Here is a 21,145-nt window from a genome sequence, read left to right on the forward strand (position 1 = left end):
CGGGTTCCGGCCTTCTGCGTCACGGCGGCGGTCTGGTTCACGCGGCTTTCTCCACCATGGCCAAGAGGTCTTCGATCTTCTTCACGTCGCGCTCGCCAGTCCTGCGGTTCTTGACCTCGACGGTCCCTTCGGCAACGCCGCGCGGGCCGACGATGACCTGCCACGGCAGGCCGATGAGATCGGCGGTGGCGAACTTGGCGCCCGGCCGCTGGTCGGTGTCGTCGTAGAGAACCTCTTTGCCGGCGTTCTCATAGGCGGCGAGAAGCTGCTCGCACAGCGCGTCGCAGCCGGCATCGCCCGGCTTCATGTTGATCAGCGCCACGTGGAACGGGGCGACACTCTCGGGCCAGATGATGCCGTTCTCATCGTGGCTGGCCTCGATGATGGCCGCGATCAGCCGCGAGGGGCCGATGCCATAGGAGCCCATCGAGACGAAATGCTCCTTGCCGTCCGGCCCGGTAACCTTGGCGTCCATCGGCTTGGAGTATTTCTCGCCGAAATGGAAGATATGCCCCACCTCGATGCCCCGGGCCGAAACCTGCTCGCTCTCGGCAATCGCCGCCCATGCGGTTTCGTCGTGCATCTCGTCGGTTGCGGCATAGGGCGTCGTCCACTTCTCGACGATGCCGGCGATTTCCCCGTCATTGGCGAAGTCGACATCCTCGCCGGGCACTTCGAAGCCCAGGTAATCCTTGTGGCAATAGACCTGGCTTTCACCGGTGTCGGCCAGGATGATGAATTCGTGGCTGAGGTCGCCGCCGATCGGACCCGTGTCGGCGCGCATCGGGATCGCCTGCAGGCCCATGCGCGTGAAGGTGCGCAGATAGGCCACGAACATGCGGTAGTAGGCGGCCTTGGCGCCCTCGTAGTCGAGATCGAAGGAATAGGCGTCCTTCATCAGGAACTCGCGCGAGCGCATGACGCCGAAGCGCGGCCGCACCTCGTCGCGGAACTTCCACTGGATGTGGTAGAGATTGAGCGGAAGATCCTTGTAGGACTTCACATAGGCGCGGAAGATGTCCGTCACCATTTCCTCATTGGTCGGCCCGTAGAGCATGTCGCGCTCGTGCCGGTCCTTGATGCGCAGCATCTCCTTGCCATAGGCGTCGTAGCGGCCGCTCTCGCGCCACAGGTCGGCCGACTGGATGGTCGGCATCATAATCTCCAGCGCGCCGGAACGATCCTGCTCCTCGCGAATGATCCGGCAGACCTTGTCCAGGACGCGCTTTCCGAGCGGCAGCCAGGAAAAGCTGCCGGCCCCCTGCTGACGGATCATGCCGGCACGCAGCATCAGCCGGTGCGAGACGATTTCGGCCTCGCGCGGGTTTTCCTTGAGAATGGGCAGAAAGTAGCGCGACAAACGCATAAGCTGTTCCGTGAGAGAAAGGGCGCCACCGGAATCGGCGCGCCGAGGCCTGTTTGCTTCGGCTTCATAGCCATTTCATGGCAAGTTGGAAACCCGCAGCCGCCGCGGGCGTATCGACGCAAGGCGCCTTCATCGTCGAGGATTGCGGAGGTGACTACCGAGCGGGCAATTCATGCCGACTTATTGTGCATTGCAGCACATTTAAGTCCTCTTCTGCGCAAAATTTATAGTGACTTTGCCGGCTCTGTTGGTCTAGTGTTCCCTGCATAATCGAGAGAGCAGAGAGAAATCTGTTCTCCTACGCGGTCTAAAGTCTTGGGAGGATGCGATCTAGGCGCGGTTACTCGCAGCCGCCGAATACCGGAAACAGATCGGACGCGTTTAATTTGCAAGGCTTCCAGCCTTGCATTTTTTTTGTTCAGATTTGAGCAACTGCGGCCCGCACAAGGCCGTCACCGAGTTGATCCATAAGATCAACACAGCCTCCGATCCTTTTGTTTCAGGCTCGTATTCCGGAAGTGATGCTTAGCACAGCGGGCGTTCTGATGAACGCCACCCGCTGCTCAGCAATGATTTATAGCCGCATTTGTGCAACGCCAGACTATTCCGTCTGGCTGCAAAATGCTCAGTCGAAATCCGGCACCATGCGCGGAATGTCGTCGAAGCTATAGCCCAGCCCCCAGGTGACGCCGAAGTAAGTGCCGACGATGAGCGTGGTGATGATGGTCGTCCAGATCACGGCGCGCAGCATATGCGGGCCGCGCGGCGCGCTGGAGACGGTGCCCAGCGTGACATTGTCGTCCTCGTCCTGCGTCGTCACGCCGAACGGCAGGATGGCGAACAGCACCAGCCACCACATGACGAAATAGATGGCGACGAGAGAAACCCAACTCATGACTGTTCCAGTTCGACCAGCGTTCCGCAGAAATCCTTCGGATGCAGGAACAGGACCGGCTTGCCGTGCGCGCCGATCTTCGGCTCGCCATCGCCAAGCACCCGCGCGCCCCCGGTCTTGAGCCGGTCGCGCGCGGCGAGGATGTCGTCGACTTCGTAGCAGACATGATGCATGCCGCCGGCCGGGTTCTTTTCGAGGAAGGCGGCGATCGGCGAACCTTCGCCCAGCGGCTCCAGCAATTCGACCTTGGTGTTGCCGAGATCGACGAACACCACCGTCACGCCGTGCTCGGGCAGCGCCTGCGGCTCGGTGACCGCGCCGCCCAAGGTGTCGCGATAGGTCTCGGTCGCCTTCGCAAGGTCGGGCACCGCGATGGCGACATGATTGAGACGTCCGAGCTTCATTGCCTCACTCCTCAATGCCTGCCCGATAAACGGCTTACGGTCACCGCGTCACGAACACCGTGACCAGTGGCTTCTTGCCCCAGGCCTCGTTGGCGGCGGCGCGCACCGCGCGGCGCACGGATTCCTGCACCAGATCGAGGTCTTTTCGGCGCTGGCGCGGGATGGAGTCCACCGCGCCTATTGCCGCATCGAGCATCAGCTCTTCCAGCGGCTCGCCGCCGGCATCGGCTTCCGCCACGCCGATGGCGACGACATCGGGATCGCCGGACAGCTCATAACGGTCGTCCAGCACCACATTGACCGCGACATGGCCGGCATAGGACAGCTTGCGCCTGTCACGGATGCCCATCGCCTCGTCCGTGCCGACCAGCTTGCCGTCCTTGTAGAGGCGGCCGAACGGCACCTGATCGACGATGGTGGCCGCACCCGGCCACAGGCGCAGCATGTCGCCGTCGCGCACCTGCGCCACCTGGCCGATGCCGGACATGGCCATCAGCGAGCCCTGCGCGACCAGATGCGCCGCCTCGCCGTGCACCGGCACGCCGATCTGAGGGCGCACCCATTCATACATGCGCTTCAGCTCGCTGCGACGCGGATGGCCGGAGACATGCACCAGCGCATCGCCGTCCTCGATGATCTTCATGCCAAGGTCGATCAGGCGGTTCTTGATCTCCAGGATGGCCTTCTCGTTGCCGGGAATGGTGCGCGAGGAGAAGATCACCGTGTCGCCGGCCGTCAGCGAAACCGTCTTCATCTCGTCGCGGGACAGCTTGGCGAGCGCCGCAAGCGGCTCGCCCTGGCTGCCGGTGCAGATGATGACCAGTTCGCGACGGTCGATGAAGCCGTAGTCCTCCTCCAGGACGAACTCCGGCAAGCCGTCCATGTAGCCGAGGTCGTCCGCCACCTCGATGACGCGCTTCAGCGAACGGCCGAGCACGAGGCATTTGCGGCCTGCATCGCGGGCGGCGCGGGCGATCGAAAGGATGCGCCCGACATTGGATGAAAATGTCGTTATGGCCACCCGGCCCTGCGCCTGCTCGATCAGCACCTTGAGGCTGGCGCCGACTTCCTCTTCCGAAGGCGAATCGCCATCGCGCAGCGCATTGGTGGAATCGCAGACCAGCGCCAGGACGCCCTTGTCGCCATAGGCCCGGAAGCGTACCTCGTCGGTCTTGGGCCCCAGCGTCGGCGCGGGATCGATCTTCCAGTCGCCGGTGTGGATCACCGTGCCGGCCGGCGTGGTGATGGCCAGCGACATCGGTTCGGGAATGGAATGGGCAACCGGAATGGCCTCGATCTCGAACGGCCCGACGGTGAACTCCTCGCCGCCACGATAGATGGTGACCGGGATCTTCGGCGCACCCTGCTCCGACTGCCGCTTGGCTTCGAGCAGACCGGCGGCGAACGGCGTCATCCACACCGGCGCCTGCAGGCGCGGCCAGATGTCGTGCAGCGCGCCATAATGGTCTTCATGCGCGTGGGTGATGACGATGCCGCGCACCTTCTCCAGCTTGTCCTCGATGAAGCGCGTGTCCGGCAGGATGAGGTCGACGCCGGGATGTGCCGGATCGGGAAAGGTCACCCCGACATCGACGATCAGCCATTCGCGCGCGTTCGCCGGCCCATAGCCGTAGAGGCCGAAGTTCATGCCGATCTCGCCCACGCCGCCAAGCGGCACGAAAACCAGTTCGGCATTTTCCGTCGCAGCCATTCCCGTCTCCAAACTATACGGCGTTCAATTCCAGGTAGAGCATTTCGGCTTCTTCTGGAATTCAGTAAACGCCCAATCTTCCTGTTCTGCGCGATTCCGGCTGCAAACCGGCTCCCGCCGTCCTGAAATCGCTACACGGCGCCGGCGCTGGCGACCGCGCCGAAATGCACGTCGCCCGCCGCGATCGTCACCACGCCGCCGTCATGGTCGCGGATCACGAAGCGGCAATCCTCGTCGATGGTTTCGAAAATACCGCGCACGATCCTGTTGTCGACCCGCACCGCGACCTCGCTGCCGATCCCGGCGGCGCGCTCCAGCCAGCGCTTGCGGATGGCCGAAAGGCCCCGCCCCTCGCTCCACAGCCGTGCATTGTCGGCCCAGGCATCGGACAAGGCCAGGAACAGCGTTTCGGCATCGCAGGTCGCGCCGAGCTTGTGCAGGGACGTAGCGGGATAAGGCAGGCCGTCGGGATGGGCGACGACATTGACGCCGATGCCCACGGCGACCGCGAACCGGTTTTCACCCAGCACGGTCGATTCCAGCAGGATGCCGGCAAGCTTTGCGCCGGAGGCCAGCACATCGTTCGGCCATTTCAGCGCGAAACGGTTGCGCGCCCCTTCGCCCGCCCCGCTGCCGGCGTCGATGCCGACTGCGATGCTACCCTTCGGCGTCACCGCATCCAGCGCATCGGCCAGCGCCAGCCCGGCGACGAAGCCGAGCGTCGAGGCAAGCTTCAGCTCGTAGTCGGCAACGACAAGCAGCGTTGCCGCAAGATTCCCCGGCGGCGACTGCCAGGCCCGGCCGCGACGGCCGCGCCCGCTCTGCTGGTTCTTCGAGACCACCCACAGCTTGCCGGGATCGCCGGCACGGGCGTGCTCGAGCGCCTGCGCGTTGGTGGAGCCGACCGTGTCGAGCGCCTCGAGGCGATAGCCTTCGGATGCCGCCGTCGGCGCCAGCGCAAACGCCATCAGAAGAACGTCTTGGCGGCGGCCTGCGCCATGGTGCTGATCGGGCCGCCGATGAGCACGTAGAACACCACGAAGGCGCCGGACAGGCCGAGGATCACCCGCAGCTCGGCGGCCATCGGCTGGAAGCCGCCGGCCGGCTCGTCGAACCACATGATCTTGATGATGCGCAGGTAGTAGAAGGCGGCCACGACCGAGGTCAGCACGCCGATGATGGCCAGCGCGTAGAGGCCGGCATCGATGGCCGCCAGGAAGACGTACCACTTCGCCCAGAACCCGGCCAGCCACGGAATGCCGGCCAGCGAGAACAGCAGGATGGTTAGCAGCGTCGCCATCACCGGATTGGTCTGCGACAGGCCGGCCAGATCGCCGATCTCCTCGACATTCTCGTCATTGCGCCGCATGGCGATGATGAAGGCGAACATGCCGAGCGTCATGGCGACATAGATCAGCATGTAGATGATGACGCCGCGCACGCCCGCCTCGCTGTTGGCAGCGAGGCCGACCAGCGCGAAGCCCATATGGCCGATGGAGGAGTAGGCCATCAGGCGCTTGAAATTGCGCTGGCCGATGGCCGCGAACGAGCCGAGCGCCATCGAGGCGATGGAGACGAACACGATGATCTGCTGCCAGTCGGCGGCCGACGGCTGGAATGCCTCCATGACCAGGCGCAGGATCAGCGCCATGGTGGCGACCTTCGGGGCCACGGCGAAGAAGGCCGTGACCGGCGTCGGCGCGCCTTCGTAGACGTCGGGCGTCCACATGTGGAACGGTGCCGCCGAAATCTTGAAGACGAGGCCGGCGAGGATGAAGACCACGCCGAACAGCACGCCCACCTGCCGCTCCTTGCCCGACAGGGTCGAGGCGATGACCTCGAAGTCGATGGAGCCGGTGTAGCCGTAGACCAGCGAGATGCCGTAGAGCATCATGCCGGTGCCGAGCGCGCCGAGCACGAAATATTTCAGGCCCGCCTCGCTGGAGCGCAGGCTGTCGCGGTTGATGGCCGCGACGATGTAGAGCGCCAGCGATTGCAGCTCGAAGCTGAGGTAGAGCGCGATCATGTCGTTGGCCGAGGCCATCAGCAGCATGCCGACGGTCGAGAGCATGACCAGCACCGGATATTCGAAGGAATCGAACTTCTGGGCGCGGCTGTAACCGATCGACATGACGAGCGCGACCGCCGAGCCGCCGAGGGTGAGCAGCTTCATGAAGCGCGCGAAGGGATCGAGCACGAAGGAATCCCCGAACGCCCTGCCCTCGCCCGTGGCGAACATCAGCCAGGCGCCGGCCGCGGCCATGACCAGAACGGCAAGCGTGGAGACGAGCGTGCTCGGACGGCCGCTTGAGAACACGCCGATCATCAGGAGCACCATGGCGCCTGCGGCCATGATGAGCTCGGGCGTGACGAGCGCGAGACTGGTGGAGAGTTCCGGCGTCATTGTTCCCTAAGTCTCCGGTCAGTTTGCGGCCGCGGTCTGCGCGGCATTGATCGATGCGGTGACGTTGCTCACCAGCGTCTTCACCGACTGGGCGGTCACGTCCAGCACCGGCGCCGGGTAGACGCCGAAGAAGATCGTCAGCACCACCAGCGGATAGAGCACCGCCTTCTCGCGGCCCGAAAGGTCGAGCATGCCCTTGAGGCTGTCCTTGGTCAGCGCGCCGAACACGACGCGGCGGTAGAGCCACAGCGCGTAGCCGGCCGACAGGATCACGCCGGTGGTGGCGAACAGCGCCACCCAGGTGTTGACCCGGAACACGCCGAGCAGCGTCAGGAACTCGCCGATGAAGCCGCTGGTGCCGGGCAGGCCGACATTGGCCATGGTGAAGATCAGGAAGGCCACCGCATATTTCGGCATGTTGTTGACGAGGCCGCCATAGGCGTCGATCTCACGCGTGTGCATGCGGTCGTAGATGACGCCGACGCACAGGAACAGCGCCGAAGACACCAGACCGTGCGACAGCATCTGGAAGATGGCGCCCTGGATGCCCTCGGCGTTCATGGCGAAGATGCCCATGGTCACGTAGCCCATGTGGGCGACCGAGGAATAGGCGATCAGCTTCTTCATGTCCTCCTGCATCAGCGCCACCAGCGAGGTGTAGACGATGGCGACGACCGACAGGGTGAAGACGAAGGGCGCGAACATCTCCGAGGCGATCGGGAACATCGGCAAAGAGAAGCGCAGGAAGCCGTAGCCGCCCATCTTCAGCAGGATGCCGGCCAGGATGACCGAGCCCGCCGTCGGCGCCTCCACGTGTGCGTCCGGCAGCCAGGTGTGCACCGGCCACATCGGCATCTTCACCGCGAAGGAGGCGAAGAAGGCGAGCCATAGCCATGTCTGCATATTGGCCGGGAAATCATGCGCCAGCAGCGTCGGGATATCCGTGGTGCCGGCCTGCCAGAACATCGCCATGATGGCGAGCAGCATCAGCACCGAGCCGAGCAACGTGTAGAGGAAGAACTTGAACGAGGCATAGACGCGCCGCTTGCCGCCCCACACGCCGATGATGATGAACATCGGGATCAGGCCCGCCTCGAAGAAGACGTAGAACAGCACGATGTCGAGCGCGCAGAACACGCCGATCATCAGCGTCTCGAGCAGCAGGAAGGCGATCATATACGCCTTCACGCGCTTCTGCACCGATTCCCACGACGCCAGGATGCACAACGGCATCAGGAAGGTGGTGAGGATGACGAACAGCATGGAAATGCCGTCGACGCCCATATGGTAGGAGATGCCGCTGTCCAGCCACTCCGCCTTTTCCACCATCTGGAAGCCGGCCTGCGAATTGTCGAAGCCGATCCACACGAACAGCGACACCACGAAGGTGAACACCGTCGTCAGCAGCGTGATCGAGCGGATGTTGCGGCGACCGTTCTCGTTGTCGTCGTTGATCAGCAGCACCAGAAGGGCACCGACCAGCGGCAGGAACGTGACCGTAGAGAGAATGGGCCAGTCGGTCATAGCATCATCCAGGTGGCAAGTGCGGCAACGCCGATCAGCATTGCGAAGGCGTAGTGATAGAGGTAGCCGGACTGCAGCTTGACGACACGCTGGGTGACGTCGATGACGCGCGCCGAAACGCCGTCCGGCCCGAGCCCGTCGATGATCTTCCCGTCACCGGTCTTCCACAGGAAGCGGCCGAGCGCCTTGGCGGAGCGCACGAACAGGAAGTCGTAAAGCTCGTCGAAATACCACTTGTTGAGCAGGAAGGCGTAGAGCCCGCGATGCTGCGCTGCGAGCCGCTTCGGCGTCTCCGGCGAGCGGATGTAGAACTGGTAAGAAACGAGGAAGCCGATCACCATCGCCACGAACGGCGACAGCTTCACCCACATCGGCACGCCGTGCATCTCGTGCAGGACGTGGTTGTCGGCCGAGGTGAACAGCGCCGTCTTCCAGAATACCTCGTAGGCGTCGCCGATGAACTGGTCGTGGAACAGGAAGCCCGCGAACAGCGCGCCGACCGCGAGGATGTAGAGCGGCACCAGCATCACCGGCGGCGATTCATGCACGTGGTGCAGAACCTCCTCGCTGGCGCGCGACTTGCCGTGGAAGGTCATGAAGATCAGCCGCCAGGAATAGAAGGAGGTGAAGCAGGCGGCGATCACCAACAGCGTGAAGGCGAAGCCCGCCACCGCATTGTGGCCGACGAAGGCGCTTTCGATGATGGCGTCCTTGGAGAAGAAGCCGGCGGTGCCGATGACCGTGGCCGGGATACCGACGCCGGTCAGCGCGATGGTGCCGATGATCATCATCCAGTAGGTGGCCGGGATCAGCTTGCGGATGCCGCCCATGTTGCGCATGTCCTGCTCGTCGGACATGGCATGGATGACCGAGCCGGAGCCGAGGAACAGCAGGGCCTTGAAGAAGGCGTGCGTGAACAGGTGGAAGATCGCCGCGCCATAGGCGCCGACGCCCAGCGCCACGAACATGTAGCCGAGCTGCGAGCAGGTCGAATAGGCGATGACGCGCTTGATGTCGTTCTGAACCAGGCCGACCGTCGCCGCGAAGAAGGCGGTGGTGGCACCGATGAAGGTGACCACGGTGAGCGCGCTGTGCGACAGCTCGAAAAGCGGCGACAGGCGCGCCAGCATGAACACGCCGGCGGTGACCATTGTGGCGGCATGGATCAGCGCCGAAACCGGGGTCGGGCCTTCCATGGCGTCCGGCAGCCAGGTGTGCAGCGGTACCTGCGCCGACTTGCCCATGGCGCCCATGAACAGCAGCAGGCACACCACGGTGATCGCCGCCGTCTTGTCCAGCGAGTAGCCGAGGAAGGTCAGCACCGCGCTGCCTTCCGCGGCACCTTCGGCCGGCAGATAGGTGGCGGCACTGGCGAATATGGTCGACAGGTTGATGGAGCCGAACAGCACGAACACGCCGAACAGGCCGAGCAGGAAGCCGAAGTCACCGACGCGGTTGACGATGAAGGCCTTCATGGCCGCCGCGCTTGCCGAGGGCTTCTTGTACCAGAAGCCGATCAGCAGATAGGAGGCGAGGCCGACGCCTTCCCAGCCGAAGAACATCTGCAACAGGTTGTCGGCAGTCACCAGCATCAGCATGGCGAAGGTGAACAACGACAGATAGGCGAAGAAGCGCGGCCGGTGCGGATCGTGGTGCATGTAGCCGATCGAGTAGATGTGGACCAGCGCCGAGACGGTATTGACCACAACCAGCATGACGACGGTCAGCGTATCGATGCGCAGCGCCCAGGCGGCATCGAGCCCGCCCGATTGCAGCCAGCGCAGCACCGGCACGGTGAAGGTCTCGGTTTCCGAGAAGCCGACCGAGAAGAAGGCGACCCACGACAGCGCGGCCGAAACCACCACCAGGCCGGAGGTGATGTATTCGGATGCCTTGGCACCGAGCGAGGTGCCGAACAGGCCGACGATCAGGAACCCGATGAGGGGCAGGAAGACGATGGCTTGGTACATGGCTGCGCCTCAACCCTTCATCATATTCACGTCTTCCACCGCGATGGAGCCGCGGTTGCGGAAGAAGACCACGAGGATGGACAGGCCGATCGCCGCCTCGGCCGCCGCGACCGTCAGCACGAACAGCACGAAGACCTGCCCCACAAGGTCGTTGAGCACCGAGGAGAAGGCGACCAGGTTGATGTTGGCCGCCAGAAGCAGAAGCTCGATCGACATCATGATGACGATGACGTTCTTGCGGTTCAGGAAGATGCCGAACACGCCGATCGTGAACAGGATCGCCGAAAGTGTCAGATAATGTCCGATGCCGACGGTCATGTCAGATGCCCTTCCCCGTCTCGACCTTGCGCACTTCGATGGCGCTCTCGGGCGTGCGGCCGACCTGTTCGGAGATCGACTGACGCCTGACGCCCTGCTTGTGGCGCAGCGTCAGCACGATGGCGCCGACCATGGCCACCAGAAGCACGATGCCGGCCATCTGGAAGAAATGGATGTAATCCGTGTAGAGGATGTCGCCGAGCGCGGCGGTGTTGGTGCGCTCTGCCAGGTCCGGGATCGGCCTCGCAACCGACGAGCTCAGTTCGGGCGCCAGTACGTAGCCGCCGGTCACGATGATCAGCTCGGCGGCCAGGATCAGCCCGACAATCGCGCCGATGGGCGCATAGTGCAGCGCTCCCTGCTTGAACTCGGCGAAATCGACGTCGAGCATCATGACCACGAACAGGAACAGGACCATGACCGCGCCGACATAGACGATGAGCAGGATCAGCGCCAGGAACTCGGCTCCCGCCAGCAGGAACAGCCCCGCCGCGTTGAAGAAGGCGAGGATCAGGAACAGCACCGAGTGCACGGGATTGCGCGACGAGATGACCATCAAGGCCGACGCGACCGCGACAAGGGCGAAGAGGTAGAAGAAAGCCGCCTCTAGTCCTTCAAGCATGGGGATCCCCCGGGTTTCCAAATCCTGATTCCGTGCCGCCTCCGGTCACGAAACCGCGTGTTCCTTAGACGAGCCGTTGCGGCCAGTCCATGTTTCAAATGCCGATGTCCGGGCCGCGCGCCCGGCATCCGCGCTCAGCGATACGGTGCGTCCATCGCCATGCTGCGCGCAATTTCGCGCTCCCAGCGGTCGCCGTTGGCCAGAAGCTTGTCCTTGTCGTAGTAAAGCTCCTCGCGCGTCTCGGTCGCGAATTCGAAATTCGGTCCCTCGACGATGGCGTCAACCGGGCAGGCTTCCTGGCAGAAGCCGCAATAGATGCACTTCACCATGTCGATGTCGTAGCGCACGGTGCGGCGCGTGCCGTCGTTGCGGCGCGGACCGGCCTCGATGGTGATGGCCTGCGCCGGGCAGATCGCCTCGCACAGCTTGCACGCGATGCAGCGCTCTTCCCCGTTGGGGTAGCGGCGCAGCGCATGCTCGCCGCGGAAACGAGGGCTGATCGGCCCCTTCTCGTGCGGATAGTTGATGGTTTCCTTGGGCTGGACCATCTTCTTGATGCCGAGCAGGTAGCCGGCAACGATATCTTTCAGGATCAGCGACTTCGCCGCTTGAGCAAATGCGGACATCAGGCAAGCCCCGTCAACTTGAGGAAGGCTGCCGTGCCCACGACCATGAACAGCGAGATCGGCAGGAACACTTTCCAGCCCAGCCGCATGAGCTGGTCGTAGCGATAGCGCGGCAGCACCGCCTTGGCCATCGAGAAGATGAAGAACACGAAGCACACCTTGAGCACGAACCAGATGATGCCCGGAACCCAGGTGAGCGGCGCGATATCGAGCGGCGGCAGCCAGCCGCCGAGGAACAGGATGGTCGTCAACGCGCACATCAGCACGATGGCGACATATTCGCCGAGGAAGAAGAGCAGGAACGCCGTCGACGAATATTCGACCATGTGGCCGGCGACCAGCTCCGACTCGGCCTCGACGAGGTCGAAGGGCGGCCTGTTGGTCTCGGCCAGCGCCGAGATCATGAAGATGATGAACATCGGGAACAGGCCGAGCCAGTGCCAGTCGAGGAAGCTGTTGGGCATGCCGAACATGGTGCCGAGCCCGTCCCTCTGCGCCAGCACGATGTCGGTCAGGTTCAGCGAACCGACGCACAGGAGCACGGTGATGATGACGAAGCCGATGGACACCTCGTAGGACACCATCTGCGCCGCCGAGCGCAGCGCGCCTAGGAACGGATATTTCGAGTTCGAGGCCCAGCCGCCCATGATCACGCCGTAGACCTCCAGCGAGGAGATGGCGAGCACGAAGAGGATGCCGACATTGATGTTGGCGATGGCCCAGCCTTCATTGACCGGAATAACCGCCCAGGCCGTCATCGCCAGCACCGACGAAACCAGCGGGGCCAGCAGGAACACGCCCTTGTTGGCGCCGGAGGGAATGACCGGCTCCTTGAACACGAACTTGAACAGGTCGGCGAAGGCCTGGAACAGGCCCCAGGGCCCGACCACGTTGGGGCCGCGACGCATCTGCGCGGCCGCCCAGATCTTGCGGTCGGCATAGAGGATGTAGGCGACGAAGATCAGCAGCACCACGAGCAGTGCGAGGGATTTCACCAGGATGATCAGTGCCGGCAACACATAGAAGGAGAAGAAGCTGTCGTCCATGTCCTATTCCGCCGCCTGCTGGAAGCCGCCCTGCGCCAGCGCCGAGCATTCGGCCATCACGGCCGAGGCGCGGGCGATCGGGTTGGTCAGGTAGAAGTCGCGCACCGGCGACACGAAGCCGGCCTTGTCGAGCTTGCCGCCGAGCGTGGCCACGCCGGCAACCTCCTCGGCCGATCCCGCCTCGATTTCGTCGATGCGGGCAAGATGCGGATATTCGCCATAGAGTGCAGCGCGAAGCTGCACCAGCGAATCGAAGGGCAGCCTGTGGCCGAGCACATCGGAAAGGGCGCGAAGGATCGCCCAGTCCTCGCGCGCATCGCCCGGCGCGAAGCCGGCGCGGCTGGTCTGCTGCACGCGGCCTTCCGTGTTGACATAGGTGCCGGATTTCTCGGTGTAGGTGGCCGACGGCAGGATGACGTCGGCGCGGTGGGCGCCGGCATCGCCATGGGTGCCGATATAGACCACGAAGCCGCTCTTGACCCTGCTCATGTCGATCTCGTCGGCGCCGAGCAGGAACAGCACGTCGGTGCCTTCCAGCATGGCGGCGGCATCCTTGCCGCCCTCGCCCGGCGCGAAACCGATGTCGAGACCGCCGACACGCGCCGCCGCATTGTGCAGCACGGCAAAGCCGTTCCACTCCGCCCCGACGGCGCCGACCGCCATGGCAAGCTTCGCCGCCTGGCCGAGCACGGCCGCACCGTCGGCACGCGCCAGAGCGCCCTGCCCCACGATGATCAGCGGGCGCTCGGCCTTCTTCAGCGCCTGGAAGAACTTGCCGTTGCCGTCGGCCAGGTCCTTCAGCGTCTCGGGACCGGCGCCAAGAGCTTCATAATCGTAGCGCAGGTCGCCGAAGTCGCCGATCACGCCGATCGGCAGCGGCCCGGCGCGGAAGCGCTTGCGGATGCGGGCGTTGAGCACCGACGCCTCGAAACGCGGGTTGGCACCGACAATAAGGATCGCATCGGCGTCCTCGATGCCCTCGATGGTCGGGTTGAAGATGTAGCTCGCGCGGCCCAGCGCTGGGTCGAGCGCGGCTCCGTCCTGGCGGCAGTCGATATTGGCCGAGCCCAGTGAAGCCATCAGGCGCTTCAGCGCATACATTTCCTCGACCGCGGAAAGATCGCCGGCGATGGCGCCGATCCGCTCCGGCGAGGCCGCGGCAATCGCGTCCTGGATGGCGGCGAAGGCCTCGCCCCAGCTTGCCGGCTTCAGCTTGCCGTCACGGCGCACATAGGGCCGGTCGAGGCGCTGGGTGCGCAGCCCGTCCCAGATGAAGCGGGTCTTGTCGGAAATCCATTCCTCGTTCACCGCGTCGTTGTTGCGCGGCAGGATGCGCATGACCTCGCGGCCGCGCGTGTCGACGCGGATCGCGGAGCCCACGGCATCCATGACGTCGATGGATTCGGTCTTGGTCAGTTCCCACGGCCGCGCCTGGAAGGCGTAGGGCCGCGCGGTGAGCGCGCCGACCGGGCACAGGTCGATGACGTTGCCCTGCAGTTCGGAGGTCATCGCCTGCTCGAGATAGGTGGTGATCTCGGCATCCTCGCCGCGGCCGATCAGGCCGAGTTCGGAAATGCCGGCCACTTCCGTGGTGAAGCGGACGCAGCGCGTGCAATGGATGCAGCGCGTCATGATCGTCTTGACCAGCGGGCCGATATACTTGTCCTCGACCGCGCGCTTGTTCTCATGGAAGCGCGAGGAATCCATGCCGAACGCCATGGCCTGGTCCTGCAGGTCGCATTCGCCGCCCTGGTCGCAGATCGGGCAATCCAGCGGGTGGTTGATGAGCAGGAACTCCATCACGCCTTCGCGGGCCTTCTTGACCATCGGCGTGTTGGTGAACACTTCTGGCAGCTCGCCTTCCGGGCCGGGGCGCAGGTCGCGCACGCCCATGGCGCAGGATGCCTGCGGCTTGGGCGGGCCGCCCTTCACCTCGACCAGGCACATGCGGCAGTTGCCGGCGATCGACAGCCGCTCATGGAAACAGAAGCGCGGCACTTCCGCGCCGGCCACTTCCGCCGCCTGCAACAGCGTATAGTGGTCGGGTACCTCGATCTCTTTCCCGTCGACCTTGAGCTTTGCCATCTTGCCTCAACCCCGCAGCCGTGCCGCGATCTCCGTTGCGGGCGCCATCGAAACGGCGCCCGGCCTGATTTTCACTTTACCCGTTGCCCGTCCCGCAGTGACGCCGCCTGCCCGGCCCAGTCATCGCGCCGGATGCGGCCGCGAAAACCGAGCGTGTCGTCCATCCACGCGATCTCGGCGTCCGTCCAGTCGGCGATCTGGCCATACGTCCAGACGCCGTAACCATTGAGCACCGCTTCAAGCTTTGGCCCGATGCCTGCTATAGCCTTGAGATCGTCCGGCACGGCCGGCTTTTCGATGCCCTGCGGCCGGCCGCGACCCTTCGTGGCGCCGCCTGCCGCCGCCGTGCTCACCAGACGCAGCGCCGGCGCCGAACGCGGCGAGCCCGCTTCCTGAGGCGGCTTGTCGTCCAGCGACTGGAGCATGCGATGCGAAGCCTCGCCCATGCCGCTGAGCGCGCCCAGCCACATGCCGAACGCCTGGCTGGCCAGGCCGAAGCCAAGCGCCGACGCAGCCACCATTCCGGCGGCCGGATGCACGAACAGATTGACGGCGCTGGCCATCTCCTTCGGCATCATTTCTGCGGCGTGGTTCTGCATGGTCTCGAAGCCATTCAATCCGGTCTGCAAACGATCGTTGCTGGAGGTTTTCGTCATTGCGATCTCCCGTCTCGGTGCTTTCCGGTTTCCTTTCAATCCTGCCTGTCGGTCCGTTCCGGCCACGCCTACTCGGCGGCGACCAGAACCGGCTCGACCCGGTGGGCGTTGCGGGTGAATTCGTCGATGCGCCGCTCGATCTCCGGGCGGAAGTTGCGGATCAGGCCCTGCACCGGCCACGCGGCGGCGTCGCCCAGCGCGCAGATGGTGTGGCCCTCGATCTGCTTGCTGACGTCGAGCAGCATGTCGATCTCGCGCTTCTGCGCCTCGCCGCGCACCAGCCGCTCCATCACGCGCCACATCCAGCCCGTGCCCTCACGGCACGGCGTGCACTGGCCGCAGCTCTCATGCTTGAAGAAGTAGGAGAGCCGCGCGATCGCCTTCACGATGTCGGTCGACTTGTCCATGATGATCATGGCGGCCGTGCCGAACGACGACTTGCGCTCGCGCAGGCCGTCGAAGTCCATCGGGCAGTCGATGATGTCCTCGGCTTTCACGACCGGACAGGATGCGCCGCCGGGGATGACCGCCAGCAGATTGTCCCAGCCGCCGATGATGCCGCCGCCGTGCTTCTCCACCAACTCGCGGAAGGTGGTGCCCATCTCTTCCTCGACCGTGCAGGGCGTGTTCACGTGGCCGACCAGCATGTAGAGCTTGGTGCCGACGTTGTTCGGGCGCCCGAAGGACGAGAACCAGGCCGCGCCCCGGCGCAGGATGGTCGGCGCAACGGCGATGGATTCGACGTTGTTGACCGTGGTCGGGCAGCCATAGAGGCCCATATTGGCCGGGAACGGCGGCTTGAGGCGCGGCTGGCCCTTCTTGCCTTCGAGGCTTTCCAGCAGCGCGGTTTCCTCGCCGCAGATATAGGCGCCGGCGCCGTGATGGACGTAGATGTCGAAGTCGTAGCCGTTCTTGTTGTTCTTGCCGATCAGCCTCGCGTCATAGGCCTCGTCGATGGCCCGTTGCAGCGCCTCGCGCTCGCGGATGAACTCGCCGCGCACATAGATGTAGGCCGCGACCGCGCCCATGGCGAAGCCGGCCAGCAGGCAGCCCTCGACCAGCGTGTGCGGATCGTTGCGCAGGATGTCGCGGTCCTTGCAGGTGCCGGGCTCGGATTCGTCGGCATTGACCACGAGATAGCTCGGGCGGCCGTCGCTCACCTTGGGCATGAACGACCATTTGAGACCGGTCGGGAAGCCGGCGCCGCCACGGCCGCGCAGGCCCGACGCCTTCATCTCGTTGATGATCCAGTCGCGGCCCTTCTCGATGATGCCCTTGGTACCATCCCAGCAACCGCGCGACATGGCGCCCGCCAGCGACTTGTCGAAGCGGCCGTAGATGTTGGTAAAGATGCGATCCTTGTCCTGAAGCATCGTTCTTCCCTCAAACCGGCTTCTTGCCGAAGACGCGGACATATTCGTCCACGCCACCCTTGGCGAGCGCCTTGGCCTGCTTGACCCAGTCCTCGCGCTCGATACGGCCATGGAAATTGAGATAGCCGTCCACCCATTCGCGCTCGGCCTTCTTCCACGAAGCGACCTGCGCATAGGTGAAGATGCCAAGCTCGTGCAGGATCTTCTCGTTCTTCGGCCCGACGCCCGAGATCAGCTTGAGATCGTCGACGCTCGCCGGACGGGCGATGCCGGCCGGGCGGTTCCTGTCGTCGAGCGACGGCTTCGCCGCCTTGGTCGGGGCTGCCTTCTTCGGCGCGGCGACGCTGACGGCCTTCTCGGCTTCCGGCGCGGCCTTGACCGTGGAGGGCGTCTTCAGCGCGGGGCTGGTTTCGGGCGCATCCGTCTTCGGCTTGCCGGCGTTGGACGGCGGCACCGGTGCAGCCTCCTCGGCCTTGGCCGGCGTGGCCGCCTTTGCCGCGCGGTCGCGGGTCGATTTCAGCACCGCCTTCTCGTCGGTCAGGCTGGTGAAGCCGCCGGCCGGAGCGGAGAGGAAGCGGTCGATCTGCGGGCCGGTGGGCACGCTGTCGCCCCTGCCCGCCTCGAACTCGTCGATGATCTCGGCCAGGCGCTCGGGCGTCAGGTCCTCATAGGTGTCCTTGAAGATCATGACCATCGGCGCGTTCACGCAGGTGCCCTGGCACTCCACCTCTTCCCACGACAGCGTTCCGTCCTCGTTGGTGTGGAACTGCTCGTGGTTGATCTTGGACCGGCACACATCCATCAGTTCGCCGGCGCCGCGCAGCATGCAGGGCGTGGTGCCGCACACCTGGACATGGGCGCGCGTGCCGACCGGCTTGAGCTGGAACTGGGTGTAGAACGTCGCGACCTCAAGGCCACGGATATAGGGCATTTCCAGCATGTCGCAGATCGATTCGATCGCGGCCTTGGTCACCCAGCCATCCTGCTCCTGCGCCAGCATGAGCAGCGGGATGATAGCCGACTGTTGGCGACCCTTCGGATATTTTGCGATCCACTTCTTCGCAGCCGACGCATTCTCCCTGTTGAAGGCGAATGCTGCTGGCTGGATGCTGGCATCTGCGAGACGGCGGACACTCATTAGCGGTCGACCTCACCAAACACGATGTCGAGGGAGCCGAGGATGGCGGCGACGTCGGCAAGCATGTGCCCCTTGCACAGGAAATCCATGGCCTGCAGATGGGCGAAGCCCGGCGCACGAAGCTTGCAGCGATAGGGCTTGTTGGTCCCGTCCGACACCAGATAGACGCCGAACTCGCCCTTCGGCGCCTCGACGGCGGCATAGACCTCGCCGGCCGGCACCTTGTAGCCCTCGGTGTAGAGCTTGAAGTGGTGGATCAGCGCTTCCATCGAGCGCTTCATCTCGCCACGCTTCGGCGGCACCACCTTGCCGTCGAGATTGGAGACCGGCCCGGTGCTCTCCTTGCCGAGCAGGAGATCGATGCACTGGCGCATGATCTTCGCCGACTGGCGCATCTCCTCCATGCGGATCAGGTAGCGGTCGAAGCAGTCGCCGTTCTTGCCGATCGGAATGTCGAATTCCATCTCGTCATAGCACTCGTAGGGCTGCGACTTGCGCAGGTCCCACGGAGCGCCCGAGCCGCGCACCATGACGCCGGAGAAGCCCCATGCCCAGGCATCCTCCAGCGACACCACGCCGATATCGACGTTGCGCTGCTTGAAGATGCGGTTGGGGGTCAGAAGGTCATCGAGGTCGTCGATCGTCTTGAGGAACGGATCGATCCACTTGCCGATGTCCTCGATCAGCTTCTGCGGCAGGTCCTGGTGCACGCCGCCCGGCCGGAAATAGGCCGCATGCATGCGCGAACCGGAAGCCCGCTCGTAGAACACCATCAGCTTTTCGCGCTCGACGAAGCCCCACAGCGGCGGGGTGAGCGCGCCGACGTCCATGGCCTGCGTCGTCACATTGAGGATGTGCGACATGATGCGGCCGATCTCGGAATAGAGCACGCGGATGAGCTGGCCGCGCTTCGGCACCTCGATGCCGAGCAGGCGCTCGGCGGCGAGCGCGAAGGCGTGCTCCTGGTTCATCGGCGCGCAATAGTCGAGGCGGTCGAGATAGGGCACGGCCTGAAGATAGGTCTTGTGCTCCATCAGCTTCTCGGTGCCGCGATGAAGCAGGCCGATATGCGGATCGACGCGGTCGACCACTTCGCCGTCCAGCTCCAGAACCAGGCGCAGAACGCCGTGCGCGGCCGGATGCTGCGGGCCGAAGTTGATGTTGAAATTGCGGACGGAGGTTTCAGCCATTTACTGCTTCACCTTTTCATCGCCGGGCAGCACGTAGTCGGTGCCTTCCCACGGCGAGAGGAAGTCGAAATTGCGGAATTCCTGCTTCAGCTCGACGGGCTCGTAGACGACGCGCTTGGCCTCGTCGTCGTAGCGGACCTCCACGAAACCGGTCAGGGGGAAGTCCTTGCGCAGCGGATGCCCCTCGAAGCCGTAGTCGGTAAGGATGCGGCGCAGGTCCGGATGGCCGGAGAACAGCACGCCGTAGAGATCGTAGGTCTCGCGCTCGTACCACAGCGCACCCGGCCACACGCCCGTGACCGACGGCACCACCGTCTCCTCGCCCGCCTGGACCTTGAGGCGCAGCCGCAGGTTCCGCTTCGGCGACAGCAGGTGATAGACGACGTCGAAGCGGTCGAAACGGGCCGGATAATCTGCACCGGACACGTCGATCATCGAAACGAAGCCGCACTTTTCGTCGTCGCGCACGAAGCGGGAAATCGTGACGATGTCCTCGGGCGCCACGGTGATCGTCAGCTCGCCATAGGCAAGCTCGCTCCGCAGAATCTCGACGCCGCCTTTCGCTTCGATATGGGCGGCCAGTTCACTGAGTGCTTCACTCATGTCATGTCACCGTTCGATGGTGCCGGTACGGCGGATTTTCTTCTGCAACAGGAGAAGGCCGTACATCAGCGCCTCGGCGCTTGGCGGACACCCGGGCACATAGATATCGACGGGCACGATGCGGTCGCAGCCGCGCACCACCGAATAGGAATAGTGGTAATAGCCGCCGCCATTGGCGCACGAGCCCATGGAAATGACGTAGCGCGGTTCCGGCATCTGGTCGTAGACCTTGCGCAGCGCCGGCGCCATCTTGTTGGTCAGCGTGCCCGCCACGATCATGACATCCGACTGGCGCGGCGAGGCGCGCGGCGCGATTCCGAAGCGCTCGCTGTCGTAGCGCGGCATGGCCGAGTGGATCATTTCCACGGCGCAACACGCCAGCCCGAACGTCATGTACATCAGCGAGCCGGTGCGCGCCCAGGTGATGAGCGCGTCGGCGGAGGTGACGAGGAAGCCCTTGTCGGCCAGCTCGTCATTGATGCCGATGAAGAACGGATCGTCCGACCCGACCGGCTTGCCGGTGCGCGGATCGAGAATGCCCTTGGGCTGCGGCGCGATCAGCGTGCCGGAATTGCTGCTCAATCCCATTCCAGCGCCCCTTTCTTCCACTCATAGATGAAGCCGATCGTCAGCACGCCGAGGAACACCATCATCGACCAGAAGCCGAGCATGCCCATGTCTCCGAAGGAAACCGCCCAGGGGAACAGGAAGGCCACTTCCAGATCGAAGATGATGAACAGGATCGACACCAGGTAGAAGCGGATGTCGAACTTCATGCGCGCGTCGTCGAACGAATTGAAACCGCACTCATAGGCGGACAGCTTTTCGGGATCGGGATCGCGATAGGCCACCAGGAACGGCGCCACGATAAGCGCCAGCCCGATCACCAGTGCCACGCCGATGAAAATGACGATCGGCAGATACGAACTCAGCAATTCGTTCATGCTGCAACTTTCCGTTGGCGGCGGATCCGCCTGAAACTAGCGCAGCCGGCCCTGTTACGGAAGCGTGACAGATTTGCCCCGGAACCCGTTCGGCCCCATGCTGCAACGCGGCGAGGGTTAGCGCAGGCGGATGGACGAAGCAAGTCAAACCTTGCCCGAAACGCCGCACCCTCCACTATCTGCGACAAAACTGATCATCTTTGATTTCCTTCACTTTTTACTCCACTTTTACTCCTGACAGCGTTCCCGCCTTTTGCCTGCTAGCCTGCG

Annotated in this window: 20 protein-coding genes; all 20 read right to left on the reverse strand. The window is 64.1% G+C overall.

Annotated elements, in window-relative coordinates; translation table 11 throughout:
- Positions 1 to 37 precede the first annotated feature (37 nt).
- Positions 38 to 1,366: a proline--tRNA ligase gene (gene proS, locus ACVCNR_RS03070; RefSeq protein ID WP_354192123.1), complete on the reverse strand. Its 1,329-nt coding sequence runs from the start codon at positions 1,364 to 1,366 to the stop codon at positions 38 to 40.
- Positions 1,367 to 1,991: 625 nt separating this feature from the next.
- Positions 1,992 to 2,261, reverse strand: a complete 270-nt coding sequence (locus ACVCNR_RS03075) for a DUF1467 family protein (RefSeq protein WP_447073794.1) — start codon at positions 2,259 to 2,261, stop codon at positions 1,992 to 1,994.
- The gene (gene mce, locus ACVCNR_RS03080; RefSeq protein ID WP_354192120.1) at positions 2,258 to 2,665 is read right to left on the reverse strand and encodes a methylmalonyl-CoA epimerase; all 408 of its coding nucleotides are present in this window, start codon (positions 2,663 to 2,665) and stop codon (positions 2,258 to 2,260) included. Before mce ends, ACVCNR_RS03075 begins: the two co-directional genes overlap by 4 nt.
- 40 nt (positions 2,666 to 2,705) lie before the next feature.
- Complete coding sequence (locus ACVCNR_RS03085) at positions 2,706 to 4,376, reverse strand: ribonuclease J (protein ID WP_447073795.1); 1,671 nt, start codon at positions 4,374 to 4,376, stop codon at positions 2,706 to 2,708.
- Positions 4,377 to 4,507: 131 nt separating this feature from the next.
- Complete coding sequence (locus tag ACVCNR_RS03090) at positions 4,508 to 5,344, reverse strand: biotin--[acetyl-CoA-carboxylase] ligase (RefSeq protein ID WP_354192118.1); 837 nt, start codon at positions 5,342 to 5,344, stop codon at positions 4,508 to 4,510.
- The gene (gene nuoN, locus ACVCNR_RS03095) at positions 5,344 to 6,780 is read right to left on the reverse strand and encodes an NADH-quinone oxidoreductase subunit NuoN (protein WP_354192117.1); all 1,437 of its coding nucleotides are present in this window, start codon (positions 6,778 to 6,780) and stop codon (positions 5,344 to 5,346) included. Before nuoN ends, ACVCNR_RS03090 begins: the two co-directional genes overlap by 1 nt.
- A gap of 18 nt (positions 6,781 to 6,798) precedes the next feature.
- Complete coding sequence (locus ACVCNR_RS03100) at positions 6,799 to 8,304, reverse strand: NADH-quinone oxidoreductase subunit M (protein WP_354192116.1); 1,506 nt, start codon at positions 8,302 to 8,304, stop codon at positions 6,799 to 6,801.
- Complete coding sequence (gene nuoL / locus ACVCNR_RS03105; protein ID WP_447073796.1) at positions 8,301 to 10,274, reverse strand: NADH-quinone oxidoreductase subunit L; 1,974 nt, start codon at positions 10,272 to 10,274, stop codon at positions 8,301 to 8,303. Before nuoL ends, ACVCNR_RS03100 begins: the two co-directional genes overlap by 4 nt.
- 9 nt (positions 10,275 to 10,283) lie before the next feature.
- Positions 10,284 to 10,592 carry an NADH-quinone oxidoreductase subunit NuoK gene (gene nuoK, locus ACVCNR_RS03110; protein WP_035023851.1) on the reverse strand — a complete coding sequence of 103 codons (309 nt, stop codon included), beginning with the start codon at positions 10,590 to 10,592 and terminating at the stop codon, positions 10,284 to 10,286.
- A 1-nt stretch (position 10,593) separates the two neighbouring features.
- Positions 10,594 to 11,214 (reverse strand): NADH-quinone oxidoreductase subunit J, encoded by a 621-nt coding sequence (locus tag ACVCNR_RS03115; protein WP_354192113.1) that lies wholly within the window; start codon positions 11,212 to 11,214, stop codon positions 10,594 to 10,596.
- 134 nt (positions 11,215 to 11,348) lie between these two features.
- A complete protein-coding gene (gene nuoI, locus ACVCNR_RS03120; RefSeq protein WP_354192112.1) occupies positions 11,349 to 11,840 on the reverse strand; it encodes an NADH-quinone oxidoreductase subunit NuoI in 492 nt (163 codons plus the stop codon).
- The gene (gene nuoH, locus ACVCNR_RS03125; RefSeq protein WP_447073797.1) at positions 11,840 to 12,886 is read right to left on the reverse strand and encodes an NADH-quinone oxidoreductase subunit NuoH; all 1,047 of its coding nucleotides are present in this window, start codon (positions 12,884 to 12,886) and stop codon (positions 11,840 to 11,842) included. Before nuoH ends, nuoI begins: the two co-directional genes overlap by 1 nt.
- Before the next feature lie 3 nt (positions 12,887 to 12,889).
- Entirely contained in the window at positions 12,890 to 14,971 is a 2,082-nt protein-coding gene (nuoG, locus tag ACVCNR_RS03130; protein WP_354192110.1) for an NADH-quinone oxidoreductase subunit NuoG, read from the reverse strand.
- 71 nt (positions 14,972 to 15,042) lie between these two features.
- Positions 15,043 to 15,627, reverse strand: coding sequence for a helix-hairpin-helix domain-containing protein (locus ACVCNR_RS03135; protein WP_447073798.1), 585 nt, complete (start codon positions 15,625 to 15,627; stop codon positions 15,043 to 15,045).
- A 68-nt stretch (positions 15,628 to 15,695) separates the two neighbouring features.
- A complete protein-coding gene (gene nuoF, locus ACVCNR_RS03140; RefSeq protein ID WP_447073799.1) occupies positions 15,696 to 17,000 on the reverse strand; it encodes an NADH-quinone oxidoreductase subunit NuoF in 1,305 nt (434 codons plus the stop codon).
- A gap of 10 nt (positions 17,001 to 17,010) precedes the next feature.
- Positions 17,011 to 18,138 carry an NADH-quinone oxidoreductase subunit E gene (locus tag ACVCNR_RS03145; protein ID WP_447073800.1) on the reverse strand — a complete coding sequence of 376 codons (1,128 nt, stop codon included), beginning with the start codon at positions 18,136 to 18,138 and terminating at the stop codon, positions 17,011 to 17,013.
- A complete protein-coding gene (locus ACVCNR_RS03150) occupies positions 18,138 to 19,328 on the reverse strand; it encodes an NADH-quinone oxidoreductase subunit D (protein WP_354192105.1) in 1,191 nt (396 codons plus the stop codon). Before ACVCNR_RS03150 ends, ACVCNR_RS03145 begins: the two co-directional genes overlap by 1 nt.
- Positions 19,329 to 19,931, reverse strand: a complete 603-nt coding sequence (locus ACVCNR_RS03155) for an NADH-quinone oxidoreductase subunit C (RefSeq protein WP_447073801.1) — start codon at positions 19,929 to 19,931, stop codon at positions 19,329 to 19,331. It abuts the gene before it with no gap.
- 6 nt (positions 19,932 to 19,937) lie between these two features.
- On the reverse strand, positions 19,938 to 20,519 hold the full coding sequence (locus tag ACVCNR_RS03160; protein ID WP_354192103.1) for a NuoB/complex I 20 kDa subunit family protein: 582 nt from the start codon (positions 20,517 to 20,519) through the stop codon (positions 19,938 to 19,940).
- Positions 20,510 to 20,875: an NADH-quinone oxidoreductase subunit A gene (locus ACVCNR_RS03165; RefSeq protein ID WP_354192102.1), complete on the reverse strand. Its 366-nt coding sequence runs from the start codon at positions 20,873 to 20,875 to the stop codon at positions 20,510 to 20,512. The genes ACVCNR_RS03160 and ACVCNR_RS03165 overlap by 10 nt, the downstream gene beginning before the upstream one ends.
- Between the last annotated feature and the right edge of the window lie 270 nt (positions 20,876 to 21,145).

It is taken from the genome of Aquamicrobium terrae, assembly GCF_052978165.1.